This window comes from Dickeya fangzhongdai (assembly GCF_002812485.1).
Classification (GTDB): Bacteria; Pseudomonadota; Gammaproteobacteria; order Enterobacterales; family Enterobacteriaceae; genus Dickeya; species Dickeya fangzhongdai.
Genome location: NZ_CP025003.1, coordinates 1813006 through 1828902, shown reverse-complemented (window position 1 = coordinate 1828902; position 15897 = coordinate 1813006). Strand labels below are relative to the sequence as shown.

The following is a 15897-nucleotide window of genomic DNA, read 5'->3' as shown; positions in this document are numbered from 1 at the left end:
TACGAAATATGCTCAACAGGAGAGTCACCATGAATATCGTATTTCTGGGTATTGATCTGGCTAAAAATGTTTTCCAGCTTTGCGGATTAAACCAGGCTGGCAAACCGGTTTATACAAAACGTACCGGCCGAAAAGAATTACTCCAGACGGTGGCAAATATTCCTGCCTGTCTGATTGGTATCGAAGCGTCAACAGGGGCATTTTACTGGCAACGCGAGTTTGAAAAACTGGGACATAAAGTAAAAGTCATCAGCCCACAGTATGTAAAACCTTTTGTTCGCGGGCAAAAAAATGACGGTAATGATGCACAGGCGATAGCTGTGGCCCTTATGCAACCCACGATGCAGTTTGTTCCGCCTAAAAGTCCCGAACAGCAGGATATTCAGGCTCTGCACCGTGCAAGACAACGTATTGTCAATCATCGTACTGCAACCGTCTGTCAAATCAGAGGACTGCTGCTCGACCGGGGAATAACAATCGGTGCAGCGATCTCAAGAGTTCGTCATGCAGTTCCGCTGATCCTTGAAGATGCAGAAAATGGTCTCAGTACCAGAATGCGCAGGACGATTGCAGAACTCTATGATCTCTTTAACGATCTTGGTCGTCGCATAAACTTTTTTGATAAAGAAATAGAGGCTGTGTTCAGGCAATCTGAAGCCTGCCAGCGCATTGCCAAAGTTAAAGGTATTGGTCCTAAAACGGCAACGGCTGTTGTTGCCGCTATTGGCAAAGGAACTGAATTTAAAAATGGTCGTCACTTCGCCGCGTGGCTTGGTCTGGTTCCCCGGCAACACTCAAGTGGTGACAGGCAAGTTCTCATGAATATGACGAAAAAAGGCGACAAGCATCTGCGGACTCTTTTTATTCATGGTGCCCGCGCTGTCGTCAGGGTTGCCACGAATAAGAATGATAGCTGTCTGCATCAGTGGGTTAATCAGTTGAGGGAACGGCGAGGGTTTAATAAAACGACCGTGGCGGTAGCTAACAAGAACGCGAGAATAATCTGGTCGATGCTGAGAAATGATACAGAATATCAGGCAGCCGGAAGTTAATTCCCAGCCAGAAAAGTTGCAGTGTACTGAGAAATGGTGACAGGTTGCACCTGCACAATCGGAACCTGATTTTTATACTGGCCTCAGAGGCCGTCCAGTTGTTGAGGCGATCGTGTGCGGATTACCCATTTGGGCACAGGTTTTCCTGATGCCGGATAGATGTAAGCAACAACCCAAAACCAGAATCAGTGCTTGCAAAACGGAGGTAGTCCATAGATGTAGTACGAAGCCTCGGATATTCCCGCTTCGCGGCAGACGTCTTTGACGGTACGTCCGGCTTCAACGGACTTCAAAACGGCGATGATCTGGTGCTCGGTAAATCGGGCTTTGCGCATAGCGATCTCCTCAACGGGACATAATCAGTATGTCGGAAGATCTCTAAAAGTGAATGGTTCGGTTTGGTGGGATACTTACAGAGGGACATCATGGCACTATATTTTATGAGTTATGATTTGGTTAAAAACAAAGATTATTCAAAAATTATTGATGAATTAAAAAGACTTGGTGCTCGGCGTATGCCTGAGTCTAACTGGTGTTTAACTCGACCTACATCTGGTGAATCAAAAAATTTACGAGATCACTTTCAAAAATTCATTGATAGTGACGATAGCCTAGTTGTATCAGAGGTAACTGATTGGGCTGGTTTGAGAATGATGGATAATCCAAATAATCTTTGATGATTAAATGCATGGTTGGTAAAATCCCAGCCACGTAATTTAAATAAAGTTCTAATCAGCTACTTACTACATGCAGGGCATGCATTTACATCGCCAAATTTGATGATACAATACTTGTCAAAGCTAAGTTCAAATGTCCGAAAAATTAAAAAGACTTCTGCGAAAATATCTTCCACAGCAGCCTCTTTGGCATAAAGTAATCATGTGAATTATTTTATAAAGAAATGAAAAAATCCTCTTCATTTCCTCTCTTATAATCATCATCCCATATGAGTTTTATTCGATATTTGGTTTTGCTTCCGAAACTTAGTCCCGCTATGATCTCAATCCCATGTTGCGGGTGCAATATCTCATATGGGAACTTGTCTTCTACATCAGACAATACAAGGTATTCATCACCGTCGTTATCAGGGAAATGAATTTCAACATTTCTAGCTTCGACTTTACCTCTGTTGTATATTTTTAGCCTGTAATCATTCCTGGCTATTTTTACGAGGCGAGCACCAAGCTCAGCTTTCATCTCATTAATAGCTGACTTTGTTTCTTTTTCCAGAAGAAGCTTACGTAATCTATCTTGCTCATCCTTGATAACCTTCTGCTCTATATTGTTTTTTCTTGATTTAATTTCGGATGATATGATGGTGTAGATTGATACTACAAGCGCAGCTAAAGCGATAACGTCACTTGTCGTCATTATTTGATCCTTATGTTTTTACTTCCTTTAAACGCTTTCTTCAGTGTGTCTTTAAACTGCCTTTGTATATCTTTCGTTAATTTTTCTTTTATTTCATCGACATATACATCAATGCTTACGCCATTTTCTTGGATTAACTCATCATTAGTGAATACCTTTCCGCATCCTACGCATTTGACGATCTCAGACTCTTCAACATATTCCATCTCTGAATTCCCGCATACAGGACATAGTAGGGTGATTTTTCTATTGTATTTTTCAGGATTCAATTTCATATATTTCCTCATTTTTATATACCAATTTTAATTTCCAGAAATATGAATTTTATTGGTTCAAAATTTAGAAACTAAAATCAATTATTCCTTATATATTATATCACTGAAGTCATTTCTTCGTAAAGAAGGAGAGGCCAAGAAAAACGCTAGACTATGAATCACTCACAGAGCGGTTAACCAGTGTGTTGCATCCATCGGTTGAACTCACAGCTCAAAGCTGACTGTAAGATTTGATTGTGTGCTGCACTGAATCAAACCAGAGTTAATACAAGCCAGGCATCTTTCCACAACGGCTGCAACTCGACAGGAAGATGCTCCTTATCAAACCCCACAAACCAGTAAACAGTACCTTTTAGCCCAACCATCGGCACCTCTCCCCAACCCGGATGAAACAATGCGCGATCCCAGTCAGGATTGAGACGGCCACGTCGTTTAAGGTATTCCCCATTGCAGACAGCTGCACGTATTGAAGGGAAGTTAACAAAGAATCTTAACAACATTCCTTTACTTTGCGCACGTCGCAATTGCATAGAGATCCAAGCCTGTTAGCAAGCCAAATTTAAAAAGATCACGCAACATCAGGAATCCTCATTAAAATATAAATCAATTGCATAATCACATAGCACGGTAGACATTTTCGTATATAATTCGTGAGACAAAAACGCTTATGTGAGGAAAACCCAGTAGCATAGCTATACCACTGTTATTTTCTATACCAAACACAGACCAAAACCACTGCTGTAAATCCTAACGTTAATCGCCCCCATACTTCTGGAAAAAACTCCAATGTGATAACGGCACACATTACAATGAGAATAACGGGAATCACACCCCATAAAATATCGCTTGCAAGCGCCCTTAGAAACTTGACAATATATCTCACCACATCAATCACCAAGTTTAAAATTACTAATTTTCAATTCTATGGTAAGAACCATGTGATTACTACCTCTATAACAACACTATTGAAACATCAGTCGATATCAAATCGATATTTGTCATTTTGATTTGCAACAGTTTTCTTTACCTCTCCCAATATAAGTGAATAAAATGCAGAGAATCCGTGACAACAGTTCAAGAATCACCATCCTTTTTTTCCTGTTACCGTGGCAGGTTACGTTAGCGAATACCGTTCATTTTCCTGATGACGTGCAACGTTTTTTAAATAACGCGGAGGAATGCCAATATTTCTCCGGAGAGTGGGACAGCGCGTTGCCTAAATCACGCCAGCGGGACATTGAGCGGAAAGTGGATAAATACTGCAAGCCGGCGAAAAAGCAGCAGAACGAACGCAGACATAAGTACAAGGGAAATCAGCCGATAGCAGACAATCTCAGCGAATATAATTTTTAATTTCGCCTCAATACCCGACAGATTTGCCAAAAAAAAGCCAGTCGAATAATCAGACTGGCTTAACGTATCGGCTCAGCACCGGGCTGAACGCATAAGGGTGGGTGTTCACTGGAGTGCGAGTTCCTTATTGATAGGTTTGGGTTTGGCGTCATCCACACCGGTTGCCCGTAGCCTCGCCAGCGCTCGTTCAGCCTCCTGCAGTACGTGCTGACATTGTTCGTGGGTGATGGTCAACGGTGGTTCGATGCGAATCGACTTGGCGTTGTTCAGCGTGCCCGCCACCAGCACCCGGCGCTGGAACAGTTCGCTGGCAAAGGCATAGCCAATCGCGTTTTCTTTAAATTCAATTGCCTGCAACAGCCCTTTACCGCGCGCTTCCACGATCAGGTCCGGGTACGCCGCCGCCAGCCGTCGCAGCCCAGCCAGCAAAAACGCCCCCTGACGCGCCGCCTGCTCCGCCAGATTGTCGCGCAACAGCACGTTGACCGTCGCCAGCGCCGCCGCGCAGGCCAGCGGGTTGCCGCCAAACGTGGTGGTATGCAGGAACGGGTTGTCAAACAGCACCGAAAACACCTCTTCGGTGGCGACCGTCGCGCCAATCGGCATTACGCCGCCGCCGAGCGCCTTGGCCAGACAGAGGATATCCGGCTGTACGCCATAGTGCTCGCAGGCGAACATCTTGCCGGTGCGCCCCATGCCGGTCTGCACTTCATCCAGAATCAGCAACGCGCCAATTTCATCGCACAAGGCGCGAACGGCGGGCAGATACTGCTCGGGCGGCACGATTACCCCGCCTTCACCCTGAATCGGCTCCAGAATCACCGCGGCGATGCCTTCGCCGTTGCGCTGACACTGTTCGACTTTCTGCCGCATAGCCTGAATATCGCCAAACGCCACGTGGTGGAAATCCGGCAATAACGGCATGAACGGGCGACGGAACACCGGCTTGGCGGTAGCAGACAACGCCCCCAGCGACTTGCCGTGGAACGCGCCGTGGGTGGCGATGAAGCTGAACTTGCCGCGCGGAGACTGATAGGCTTTCGCCAGCTTCAGCGCCGCTTCCACCGACTCGGTACCGCTGTTGCTAAAGAAGCTGTACTTCAGCTTGCCGGGCGTGATGGCCGCCAGCGTTTTCGCCAGCATGGCGCGCAGCGGGTCCAGCAGTTCCTGGCTGTGCAGCGGCTGTTTGGACAGCTGTTTTTCCACCGCCGCCACCACCGTAGGGTTACGATGACCGACGTTGAAAATGCCATAGCCGCCAAGACAGTCGAGGTATTCATTGCCCTGCGTATCAAGCAGCGTGTTGGGGCCGCTGGCGCGCCATTCTACCGCACCGTAGCTGCCACCGGAGGTGACGGATTTTCTGTACTCCAGAAAACCGGGATTGACGTATTCACGAAAAGCGTTAAGGGTTTCATGGTTGAGCGCCGCCATCGCGTCGGCGGATAGGGTATCGCTCATAATCAAGTCAAGGGCCTGCTGAGAACACTCTAGCGGGTTAAGATGTGACAGTGGTCTGGACAAAATGAGCTCCTTGGGGGTGAGGTATCACGTGATACCAATTTAAGTAATGCATATAACGCACCACTTGCCCACCCGATTTGGAAATCACGATTTCCTCCTGCCATTGTCTATTTTTGAAACACTTTATAAACAAAATAATATATTTCGTATCACCCCCTGCCGTTAGCAGCCTTATAAAGAGCAAAAAACGCTCAAAAAACAAGGCGGACGCACTATTGCTGTGCAATCCGCCCCAGCACCGGGCACTTTTTCGTCACCGGTCCATACTCGTCATACCGTCAATGACGGATCATGACGTGCCGCACCACGGTGTAATCCTCCAGACCGTAGACAGACATGTCCTTGCCGTAGCCGGACAGCTTCTGGCCGCCGTGCGGCATCTCGCTCACCAGCATAAAGTGGGTATTGACCCAGGTGCAGCCGTATTCCAGGCAGGCGGCGACGCGATGGGCGCGACCGATGTCGCGGGTCCACACCGAGGACGCCAGCCCGTAGCGTGAGTCGTTAGCCCACGCCACCACCTGCGCTTCGTCGTCAAACGGCGTAATGGAGATGACCGGGCCAAACACTTCCCGCTGGACGATTTCGTCCTCCTGCCGGGCATCCGCCAGAACCGTGGGCTGAAAATAGTAACCGCCGCCGGGCACCCGCTCCCCGCCGGTGATCAGCCGAATATGTGATTGCGCGCGGGCGCGATCGACAAAACCGGCGACCCGCTCCAGTTGCTCGGCGGTAATCAGCGGCCCCAGTTCGGTGGCAGGGTCGTCGGGCGCGCCAATCTTCAGGGTAGCGACCGCCTCGCCCAGCTTCGTCACCAGTTGTTCATACACCGGGCGCTGCACATACAGGCGGCAGGCGGCGGTGCAATCCTGCCCGGCGTTGTAAAAACCGAAACTGCGAATACCGTCCACCACCTGCTCCAGGTCGGCATCGTCAAACACAATCACCGGCGCCTTGCCGCCCAGTTCCATGTGGGTGCGTTTTACGCTGGCCGCCGCATTACCGATGATATGCGAACCGGTGGCGATCGAACCGGTCAGCGATACCATGCGCACCCGTTCGTGGCCGGTCAGCGCATCACCGATTTCTCGTCCCTGTCCGAACAAAATATTGACCACGCCCGGTGGGAACAGGTCGGCCAGCAGGCTGGCCAGATACAGCGTCGTCAGCGGCGTTTGCTCCGCCGGCTTCAGCACCGCGCAGTTCCCCGCCGCCAGCGCCGGGGCCAGCTTCCACGCCGCCATCATCAGCGGATAATTCCAGGGGGCGATAGAGGCGACGACGCCGACCGGATCGCGGCGAATCATTGAGGTGTGCCCTTCCAGATACTCGCCCGCCGCCGAACCGTTCAGGCAGCGCGCCGCCCCCGCGAAGAAGCGGAACACGTCCGCCACCGCTGGAATTTCATCATTCAGCGCCGCGTGATAGGGTTTGCCGCAGTTTAGCGACTCCAGCCGGGCCAGCGTTTCGCCGTGCGCCTCAATCAAGTCCGCCAGTTTCAGCAGCAGCGCGGCGCGTGTTTTCGGCGTGGTCTGCCCCCAATGGGCAAACGCGGCGTCCGCCGCCATTACCGCGGCATCCACCTGTGTCAGGTCCGCCTGCGCAATGGCGGCGATGGCTTCGCCGGTCGCCGGGTTGTATACCGTGTAAGGCTCCCCTTTGCCCGACACCCGTTTTCCGTCAATCAACATGTCAGTCAGTAAATTGTCGTGCATACCCTGTCCCTCGAAGCGATAGCTGTAGACGTACCGTAGCGGTTGTATTGCGAAACACTCGTGTAAAAGACCTCTGTGCCAAATAGTGCAAAATACCTGCCATCTTCACGGCGACGACGCGCGCGCCGCTGAAAAACCGCATTTACCCTACTTCAGGCGTAGCTGAACCCTTCAAGCGTAGCTGAGAGATTGCAAAGAGAGCGTGACCGGGAAACAACATCAATAACATCAGACGGGCGCGATTAGAGCATCGCCCAACTTAACGGCAGCGTAGGGTTGGAAACCCCGATCGCGACACTCGACGGTAAATGGAAAGTCAGCCAGAACAGAACGCCGGAAGACCGACAGGGGGTGATTGATGGGTTGCAACGTGAGAACGGCTGCCCGGCGATAGCCGAATGGGTCGGCGCCTGCGGGGCAAAATGAATGCTGACCTGTCATTCCTGTTTCAACAGACTTTAGGCTGAACCCCGTAATGATGCGTGACGCACGCTTAATAGACAAAAACACGCATGACTGTTTTATTTTAATAACCAGAAAAACTATTAATCGTTCTTCGTCATAGTCATTTTACCCACAAATGAAATAATGTGATGCCATCGGTAGATTTATAAAATAACGCACTCAGGACCGCTGGGAATTATTATCATTTATTCCCAGTCACCTCCACACTCGGTTGACATTAAAAAATAGAGTGATAATCAGGAATGACATTTATATAAAACCATTTAAAATCATAGTTTTATTATAAAGATCCATTATTATTACATTTTTAAAACGGTGTTCGCTTTCACTCCACTCACTCTACCGGAGCAAAAACACAACCATAAAAAAACACCGACACAACAAAAATAAAACACTTGCTAAAACAAACCGCTGCAATAACAAAACCAATGAAACAAATTCACGACAACTCATCTTTATTAAGAATTATAAAATTAATCTTATAATTAATAAACTAAAAAAATCAGACGTTTTTTATTCTCGCCGCACCTCCCGTTAATTCGCCATCAGGGAAAGAAACAATTGAAATAGTAGATTTAGATCAAGAAAAAACAGACGGAATAATCTCTATAGTACCCATGACGACAGTAATCCAATCTCAATTAATTAACTCGTCATTTTGAGCAATGGGGAATCTATGGACTTTATCATTCAACTTATCATAGTCCTGATCTGCCTGTTTTACGGCGCGCGAAAAGGTGGTATCGCGCTCGGATTATTAGGGGGTATCGGGCTCGTCATTCTGGTTTTCATTTTTAAACTGGAACCTGGGAAACCGCCGGTCGACGTGATGCTGGTCATCATTTCCGTGGTGGCCGCTTCTGCTACGTTGCAAGCCTCCGGCGGGCTGGATGTGATGCTGCAGGTGGCGGAAAAAATGCTGCGACGCAACCCGAAATATGTGTCGATCATTGCGCCGTTCGTGACCTGTACGCTGACGATTCTGTGCGGCACCGGCCACGTGGTGTATACCATTCTGCCGATTATTTACGACGTCGCCATCAAGAACAACATCCGCCCGGAACGGCCGATGGCCGCCAGTTCGATCGGCGCGCAGATGGGGATCATCGCCAGCCCGGTATCGGTAGCGGTGGTGTCGCTGGTCGCCATGCTGGGTAAATTCACCTTCCACGGCAAGCACCTTGAATTCCTGGACTTACTGGCAATCACGATTCCCTCTACCCTGCTGGGTATTCTGGCCATCGGGATTTTCAGTTGGTTCAGGGGTAAAGACCTGGACAAGGATCCGGACTTCCAGAAATTCATTTCCGTGCCGGAAAACCGCGAATACGTTTACGGCGACACCGCCACCCTGCTGGACCGCAAACTGCCGCGCAGCAACTGGGTCGCCATGTGGATCTTCCTTGCCACTATCGCTGCGGTAGCACTGCTGGGTGCGGTGGAAAGCCTGCGTCCGTCCTTCGGCGGTAAACCGCTGTCGATGGTGCTGGTGATTCAGATGTTCATGCTGCTGTCCGGCGCCGTCATCATCATCGCCACCAAAACCAATCCGGGGTCGATTTCGAAAAACGAAGTGTTCCGCTCTGGGATGATCGCGATTGTCGCGGTGTACGGCATCGCCTGGATGGCCGAAACCATGTTCGGCGCGCACCTGACGCAAATCAAGGATACGCTGGGCTCGCTGGTGAAAGAGTATCCGTGGGCGTATGCGCTGATCCTGCTGCTGGTGTCCAAGTTCGTCAACTCGCAAGCCGCTGCGCTGGCCGCAATCGTGCCGGTAGCGTTGGCGATTGGCGTTGACCCGGCGTACATCGTGGCGTCCGCGCCGGCTTGCTACGGTTACTACATTCTGCCGACCTACCCCAGCGATCTGGCCGCCATCCAGTTCGACCGCTCCGGTACCACCCACATCGGCCGGTTTGTGATTAACCACAGCTTCATCCTGCCCGGTCTGATTGGCGTCAGCACCTCCTGCGTGTTCGGCTGGGTGTTCGCCGCCATGTACGGGTATTACTGAGTTATCCCGCTGCGCCGGGCACATCGGCGCAGCGGACGTTTCTCCCTCCAACCGCCCGTTCGGTCCCAGCCGTCGGGCGGTTTCTCGTTACAGGTCCGCCTGTTCCCGCCACAGCGCGACGCAGCGCCGGGCCAGCGCCTCGGTGCTGTCGATACTGCGCGCCAGCCAGCACGACTGCGCTGCCGCCAGCCCAGGCGCCACTTCAGTGCAGGCCAGAATCAGTTGGGTGGCGCCGCGTGCAGCCAGCCGATCGGCCAATTGCCCGAACAGCGCTCCGCCCGCTGCGACTTCGCCACGTTTCACCGCATAACAACCCGGCACGAACAGATTATCCATCTCCTGTTCGTCGGGCAGCACCGTTTCGATATCCAACGCCGCCAGCCGCTGCTGATACCAGCCCGCCGCCAGCGTACCGTGGGTGGCGATTACTCCCACCCGCGGCGACGGCGTGCCGGCCAACGCCAGCTGCGTCTGCGCCAGCGTAGCGTCGGCGATGTGCAACACCGGCGCACGACTGGCCGAGCGAAGTTCATCAAACCAGTGATGCGCGGTATTGCAGGGAATGATCAGGTGACTGACGTTCAGCCGGTTGAGGTGTTCAACGCCGTCCAACAACGCCGGCAACGGCGATGCGCCAATCCCGGCCAGCGCCCGCTGGCGATCCGGAATCTGCGGCACATTCCATACCGCCATCGGTACATGTTGCTGGTCGCGCTCCGCAGGCGTGGCGGCGATGATTTTCTGCAACAGATCGACGGTGGCGAGCGGCCCCATCCCGCCCAGCACCCCGATCAGAAAACGCGTCGGCATCACCAGCCTTCCTGCTGCTCGAACGCCTGACGGTAACCAAACAGTCCCGCCGCTCCGCCGGTGTGAATAAACAGCACGGTGTCGTCTTTACCAAATTGCCCTTTACGCACCAGATCGATCAGCCCGGCCAGCGCCTTGCCAGAATAGACCGGGTCCAGCAAAATCCCTTCCAACTGCGCCGCCAGTTTCAGGGCTTCCAGCGTCCCGGCGGTGGGGATACCGTATCCCTGCCCGACGTAATCACTGTTGACCTGAACAGCCTCGCGCGGCACCTCGCCCGCCAGCCCCAGTTTCTGCCAGGTGCGCTGCGCCAGTAGCCAGACATTCTCTTCCTGTTTCGCCTTCGGCGCCCGCACGCTGATACCCAGCACCGGAATGCCGCTGTTGCTGGCGGTCAGCCCGGTAACCAGCCCCGCCTGAGTGCCGGTGCTGCCGGTGGCGTGCACAATATGATCGATGCGCAGCCGCTGCTGGCTGGACTGATACAACAGTTCTTCGGCGCAGGCGACATACCCCAGCGCACCGGTCGGGCTGGAGCCGCCGCCGGGGATCACATAAGGCCGGTGGCCTTGTTCGCGCAACGTCGCCGCCAGCGCCTCCATCGCCTGCTGCATGTCGGTGCCGGCCGGCAGATGATCGACAATGTCGCCGCCCAGCAACTTGTCCAGCAACACGTTGCCGGAGCGCTGGTAATCAATACCGTAATCCTCAACCCGCTTTTCCAGCAGGACCTGGGTTTTCAGCCCCAGCTTCGCTGCGGCGGCGATAGTTTGGCGCACATGGTTGGACTGAGTGGCGCCCTGAGTGATGATGATGTCGGCGTCCTGTTGCAACGCTTCCGCCAGCAGAAATTCCAGTTTGCGGGTTTTATTGCCGCCGGTCGCCAGCCCGGTGGCGTCATCGCGTTTGATATAAATCGTCGGGCCGCCGAGATAAGCCGATAAACGCGGCAGCGGTTCCAGCGGCGTGGGGAAATGGCCCAGCGACAAACGGGGAAAACGGGCGAGATGCATATTCTGCTCCTTGGAAAATAATCGATGTGTTTTAGTCGTCTCTTTTTTCATCTTATTTCGGCCACGATAATGAACAGACGAAACCATAAAAATGTGTTGTAGAGAACGTCATGAAATAAGGCGAAACGCAGGTTGAGCAAAGTAATAAAAATAAGCGCGGCGCACAGACTGGTCGCCGGATCAGGCCACTTGACGCTCCAGCTCGGCTAATTGCCGCCAACTGGTGTCGTCGACGAAAATACCGTTCGCCAGCCGCTGGCGATACGCCTGCTGTTCCGGATCGCCGGGCAGCAGCAATTCGCCGTCGGGCCGCGACTGACGCACCCAATCCAGCAACGCCGGAATTTCCTGTTGATAGCTGGCCGCGCCGCCCAGCCGTTCCGGGTCGATCAGTATCGACAGCATGCTGTTGATGATCTGCTTACCCTGACCCGTGGCGGTGCGTTCAGTCGCCCCGCCGGTCAGCGCCGCGCCAAGCAGCGAGCACACCAGCGCCAGACCGGAACCTTTATGCTGGCCGAACGCCAGCAGCGCGCCGAACGGCTCTTCCATCAGCCAGCGCGGGTCCACCGATGGCTGACCCTGATTGTCGACAATTTGCCCCGACGGCAATGATCGGCCTTCGTTCCAGGCGATGCGCGCCTTGTTGCCGGCAATCACACTGGTGGCAAAATCGAGAATCACCGGTGAGCCGCCCGCCACCGGGATCCCGGCGCAGAACGGGTTGGTGCCGAAACGCGGTTGCTGCCCCTGCCAGGGCATGACGATCGGACGGGTGTAGACATTGGCGAAATGCAGCGACACCAGCCCCGCTTGCGCCGCCTGTTCCGCCCAGGCGCCGATACGCCCGAGATGGTGCGCGTCCGCCAGGCTGAGTACCGCCACGCCCTGCTGTTTCGCACGTTCAATCCCCTGAGCGATCGCCTGCCGGGCCACCACCTGGCCGAAGCCATGCTGCCCGGAAAACGCCAGCATCGGCCCGGCGTCAAGCGTCTTTTCCGCCTGCGCATGCGGCGCCAGCCCGCCTTCGCGAATCGCGGCGATATAGCGCGGCAACATGCTGACGCCGTGAGAATCATGGCCTTTCAGGCTGGATTCCACCAGATTATCCGCCACCAGACCGGCCACCTCCGCGTTCACCTCCGCCTCGTTCAGGCGTTCGCGCAAATAATGACGTAAATAATCGTGAGAAAAGACAGGCATGCTCCGGGTCCCCGTAAATCAGAAAGGTTTTACTATAATCCTCGCGGAAACCGGGGTAAGTGAATAATACGGGAAACCATAGCAATATTATTGCTTAGCAGAATATCGACCCTACTTAGCAAAAATAACTATAAATAGAATTTAAATAACTTATTTCCAAATAAGCTTTGCCGCCGGGGATTATAAAAATAGCATGCGAAAATTATCTGGTTAGAAATGAAAAAATGATCGCCGACTTTTATTAATTAAATAATTAACTGTGAGACTATACCGATGGCGCCAGTGGAAATGCAATTCATAGAAATAAACCGGGTTGTAGAAATAAACCGGGTCGTAAAAATAAATCGAGCTGAAAACACGACCGGGCAGAATACATCCTCCAGCCACGTCAAACGCGGTTGGCTACTGGCACTGATGCTCGCGCTGGGTGCAGCGCCGCTGGCGGCACAGGCGGAGGGCAGCATCAGCATCGCCCAGCAGTTCGGCATCGGCTACCTGATTCTGGATGTGGTGCGCGACCAGCAGTTGATTGAGAAACACGGTAAACAGCAAGGGCTGGACATCAAGGTCGACTGGCGCACGCTGTCCGGCGCCACCGCGATCAACGAGGCGTTGCTGTCCGGCGCGCTGGATGTGGCGTCCGCCGGGGTGCCGCCGATGCTGACCCTATGGGACCGCACGTTGGGCAAACAGAATGTGCGCGCCATCGCCTCACTGGGGTCGATGCCGAACTATCTGCTGAGCAATAACCCGGCGGTGAAAACCCTGCGCGACCTGAGCGACCGCGACCGTATCGCCACCCCTGCCGCCGGTGTCGGCTTTCAGTCGCGCACGTTGCAGATTGAAACCGCCAAACTGTTCGGCGACGGCGACTACAAACGCTTCGACAATATTACCGTCAGCCTGCCGCACCCGGACGCCAACGCGGCGCTGATCGCCGGCGGGTCGGAAATCACCGCCCATTTTTCCAGCCCGCCGTTCCAGTATCAGGCGCTGGAACACCCGAACGTGCACAAGATTCTGAGTTCCTATGACGTGCTGGGCGGGCCGGGCACCTTCAACGTGCTCTACACCACCCAGAAATTCCACGATGAAAACCCGAAAACCTACCGCGCCTTTTACGACGCGCTGAAAGAAGCCTCCGACATTATCAACGCCAACAAGGCCGCCGCCGCTGAAACCTATATCCGGGTGGAAAACTCGCGCCTGCCGCTACCGCTGGTCAAACGCATCGTCGAAGACCCGGAGGTGAACTTCACCATCGTGCCGCAACGAACGTCGGTATACGCCGAAAAACTGCAACAGCTTGGCGTACTGAAAAACAAGGCCGCGTCATGGAAAGACTACTTCTTCAATGAAATCCACGATCAGCCGGGCAGTTAACTATCCGGCTACAGGAGATTGCGATGTCCGCTCATCCATTGCATCCGCTGTTGCAGGTCAACGGCGTTGACCTGCGTTACCGCACCCATCGCGCGCAGATACAGGCGACCCATGACGTCAGTTTTGACGTGTTCCCGGCGGAGCGCTTCGTGCTGCTGGGGCCGTCCGGCTGAGGCAAGTCCAGCCTGCTGAAAGCGATCGGCGGATTTCTGTCGCCAGTCGGCGGTAGTATCCAGCTGGAAAACCAGCCGGTCACCCGCCCCGGTCCGGATCGCATGATGGTGTTTCAGGAATTCGACCAGTTGCCACCGTGGAAAACCGTGCTGGAAAACACCCTGTTCCCGCTGGTCGCCAGCGGCACACTGACCAAATCAGAAGCGCGCGAACGGGCATTGCACTTTCTCGACAAGGTCGGGCTGGCGAAATTCGCCGATGCCTACCCGCACACGTTGTCCGGCGGCATGAAGCAGCGGGTGGCGATCGCCCGCGCGCTGGCGATGCAGCCGAAAATCCTGCTGATGGATGAACCCTTCGCTGCGCTGGACGCCCTCACCCGCCGCAAGATGCAGGAGGAATTGCTGGCGCTGTGGGAAGAGGTGCGCTTCACGCTGCTGTTCGTCACCCACTCCATTGAGGAAGCGCTGGTGGTCGGCAGCCGGATCCTGCTGTTGTCCCCTCATCCCGGCCGGGTGCGGGCGGAAATCAACTGCCATCAGTTTTCGCTGAACGATGCCGGCGGCGATGCTTTCCAGCACACCGCCCGACGTATCCACGATCTGTTATTCCCGTCGACGCCGGCCTCTCGCGGCGCATCGGCTTCACCTGAGGTATCCCATGAATACATCTCCCCCGGTCAGGCCCGAGTATCAGCGTGAGCTGACGCCGCTGCCGCCCGACACGCTGGAAGCGCCGCTGCCGTGGCTGACCCGGCTGGCGCAACACACCTTACTGCGTCGGCTGATATTGGTGCTGTTGCTGCTGGCGTTGTGGGAAGTCGCCGCCCGCTGGCAGAACAACGACCTGATGCTGCCCGGCTTTCTCCAGACATTACAGGCGTTCCGTCAGGATATGTTGAGCGGCGAACTGCCGCAGAAAATAGCGGTATCCCTCGGCACGCTGCTGAAAGGTTATGTCATCGGCAGCGTGCTGGCGCTGTTGCTCAGTACGCTGGCGGTGTCGGTGCAACTGGGGCGCGACTTACTGGCGTTGCTCACCGCGATGCTTAACCCATTACCCGCTATCGCGCTGCTGCCGCTGGCGCTGCTGTGGTTCGGCCTCGGTGAAAAAAGTCTGGTTTTCGTGCTGGTGCATTCGGTGATGTGGCCGATGGCGCTCAACGCCTACAGCGGTTTTCTCGGCGTTTCCGACACCCTGCGCATGGCCGGGCGCAACTATGGCCTGACCGGCTGGCGCTACGTCGTTCACATGCTGATCCCGGCGGCGCTGCCGGCGATCATTTCCGGGCTGAAAATCGGCTGGGCTTTTGCCTGGCGCACGTTGATCGCCGCCGAACTGGTGTTTGGCGCCTCCAGCGGCAAAGGCGGGTTGGGATGGTACATCTTCCAGAACCGCAACGAGTTGTATACCGACCGCGTGTTCGCCGGGCTGGCTTCGGTGATCCTGATCGGGTTACTGGTGGAAGGGCTGATCTTCTCCACGCTGGAGCGCCTGACCGTCCGCAAATGGGGTATGCAGCGCTAGGCTGCGCAGAAAAAT

Annotated in this window: 15 protein-coding genes and 2 pseudogenes; 8 read left to right on the top strand and 9 right to left on the bottom strand. The window is 53.9% G+C overall.

Features of this window, described 5'->3' with window-relative positions; all coding sequences use genetic code 11:
- The first annotated feature begins 29 nt into the window (after nt 1-29).
- Nucleotides 30-1052 carry an IS110 family RNA-guided transposase gene (locus CVE23_RS08290; protein ID WP_100849283.1) on the top strand — a complete coding sequence of 341 codons (1023 nt, stop codon included), beginning with the start codon at nt 30-32 and terminating at the stop codon, nt 1050-1052.
- A 218-nt stretch (nt 1053-1270) separates the two neighbouring features.
- Here the strand turns inward: CVE23_RS08290 and CVE23_RS08285 are convergent.
- Nucleotides 1271-1387: pseudogene (locus CVE23_RS08285) on the bottom strand (transposase); the annotation flags it as partial.
- A 90-nt stretch (nt 1388-1477) separates the two neighbouring features.
- Between CVE23_RS08285 and CVE23_RS08280 the strand changes: the two are divergent.
- A complete protein-coding gene (locus tag CVE23_RS08280) occupies nt 1478-1729 on the top strand; it encodes a hypothetical protein (protein ID WP_100849282.1) in 252 nt (83 codons plus the stop codon).
- A 214-nt stretch (nt 1730-1943) separates the two neighbouring features.
- Here the strand turns inward: CVE23_RS08280 and CVE23_RS08275 are convergent, their stop codons facing one another.
- The 3 genes from CVE23_RS08275 to CVE23_RS22705 form a co-directional block, all read right to left on the bottom strand.
- A complete protein-coding gene (locus CVE23_RS08275; RefSeq protein WP_100849281.1) occupies nt 1944-2423 on the bottom strand; it encodes a hypothetical protein in 480 nt (159 codons plus the stop codon).
- Nucleotides 2423-2698 carry an ECs_2282 family putative zinc-binding protein gene (locus tag CVE23_RS08270; protein WP_100849280.1) on the bottom strand — a complete coding sequence of 92 codons (276 nt, stop codon included), beginning with the start codon at nt 2696-2698 and terminating at the stop codon, nt 2423-2425. Before CVE23_RS08270 ends, CVE23_RS08275 begins: the two co-directional genes overlap by 1 nt.
- 251 nt (nt 2699-2949) lie before the next feature.
- On the bottom strand, nt 2950-3228 hold the full coding sequence (locus CVE23_RS22705; protein ID WP_145958413.1) for a hypothetical protein: 279 nt from the start codon (nt 3226-3228) through the stop codon (nt 2950-2952).
- Between the two features lie 520 nt (nt 3229-3748).
- On the opposite strand from CVE23_RS22705, the gene CVE23_RS08265 reads away from it, so the two are divergent.
- Nucleotides 3749-4051 carry a hypothetical protein gene (locus CVE23_RS08265; protein ID WP_100849279.1) on the top strand — a complete coding sequence of 101 codons (303 nt, stop codon included), beginning with the start codon at nt 3749-3751 and terminating at the stop codon, nt 4049-4051.
- Between the two features lie 105 nt (nt 4052-4156).
- Here CVE23_RS08265 and ygjG read toward each other — a convergent pair whose 3' ends face one another.
- Both ygjG and patD read right to left on the bottom strand, forming a co-directional pair.
- A complete protein-coding gene (gene ygjG / locus CVE23_RS08260) occupies nt 4157-5575 on the bottom strand; it encodes a putrescine aminotransferase (RefSeq protein WP_100849278.1) in 1419 nt (472 codons plus the stop codon).
- A gap of 278 nt (nt 5576-5853) precedes the next feature.
- Nucleotides 5854-7290, bottom strand: coding sequence for an aminobutyraldehyde dehydrogenase (patD, locus tag CVE23_RS08255; protein ID WP_100849277.1), 1437 nt, complete (start codon nt 7288-7290; stop codon nt 5854-5856).
- Nucleotides 7291-7566: 276 nt separating this feature from the next.
- Here patD and CVE23_RS08250 point away from each other — a divergent pair, with 276 nt between their 5' ends.
- Together CVE23_RS08250 and CVE23_RS08245 are read left to right on the top strand one after the other, a co-directional pair.
- Complete coding sequence (locus CVE23_RS08250) at nt 7567-7716, top strand: hypothetical protein (RefSeq protein WP_225622654.1); 150 nt, start codon at nt 7567-7569, stop codon at nt 7714-7716.
- Between the two features lie 715 nt (nt 7717-8431).
- The gene (locus CVE23_RS08245; RefSeq protein WP_100849276.1) at nt 8432-9772 is read left to right on the top strand and encodes an anaerobic C4-dicarboxylate transporter; all 1341 of its coding nucleotides are present in this window, start codon (nt 8432-8434) and stop codon (nt 9770-9772) included.
- Between the two features lie 87 nt (nt 9773-9859).
- On the opposite strand, the gene cuyB is transcribed toward CVE23_RS08245, so the two are convergent.
- The 3 genes from cuyB to CVE23_RS08230 form a co-directional block, all read right to left on the bottom strand.
- Nucleotides 9860-10582: a cysteate racemase gene (cuyB, locus tag CVE23_RS08240; RefSeq protein WP_100849275.1), complete on the bottom strand. Its 723-nt coding sequence runs from the start codon at nt 10580-10582 to the stop codon at nt 9860-9862.
- Complete coding sequence (cuyA, locus tag CVE23_RS08235) at nt 10582-11595, bottom strand: D-cysteate sulfo-lyase (RefSeq protein WP_100849274.1); 1014 nt, start codon at nt 11593-11595, stop codon at nt 10582-10584. The genes cuyB and cuyA overlap by 1 nt, the downstream gene beginning before the upstream one ends.
- Before the next feature lie 180 nt (nt 11596-11775).
- Complete coding sequence (locus tag CVE23_RS08230) at nt 11776-12798, bottom strand: malate/lactate/ureidoglycolate dehydrogenase (RefSeq protein ID WP_100849273.1); 1023 nt, start codon at nt 12796-12798, stop codon at nt 11776-11778.
- 414 nt (nt 12799-13212) lie between these two features.
- Here CVE23_RS08230 and CVE23_RS08225 point away from each other — a divergent pair, with 414 nt between their 5' ends.
- From CVE23_RS08225 to CVE23_RS08215, 3 genes and pseudogenes are all read left to right on the top strand, one after another.
- The gene (locus tag CVE23_RS08225; RefSeq protein WP_087881248.1) at nt 13213-14181 is read left to right on the top strand and encodes an ABC transporter substrate-binding protein; all 969 of its coding nucleotides are present in this window, start codon (nt 13213-13215) and stop codon (nt 14179-14181) included.
- Between the two features lie 23 nt (nt 14182-14204).
- Nucleotides 14205-15056 (top strand): annotated as a pseudogene (locus CVE23_RS08220) (ABC transporter ATP-binding protein).
- The gene (locus CVE23_RS08215) at nt 15016-15882 is read left to right on the top strand and encodes an ABC transporter permease (RefSeq protein ID WP_038918543.1); all 867 of its coding nucleotides are present in this window, start codon (nt 15016-15018) and stop codon (nt 15880-15882) included. The pseudogene CVE23_RS08220 and the gene CVE23_RS08215 overlap by 41 nt, the downstream one beginning before the upstream one ends.
- Nucleotides 15883-15897: the final 15 nt, after the last annotated feature.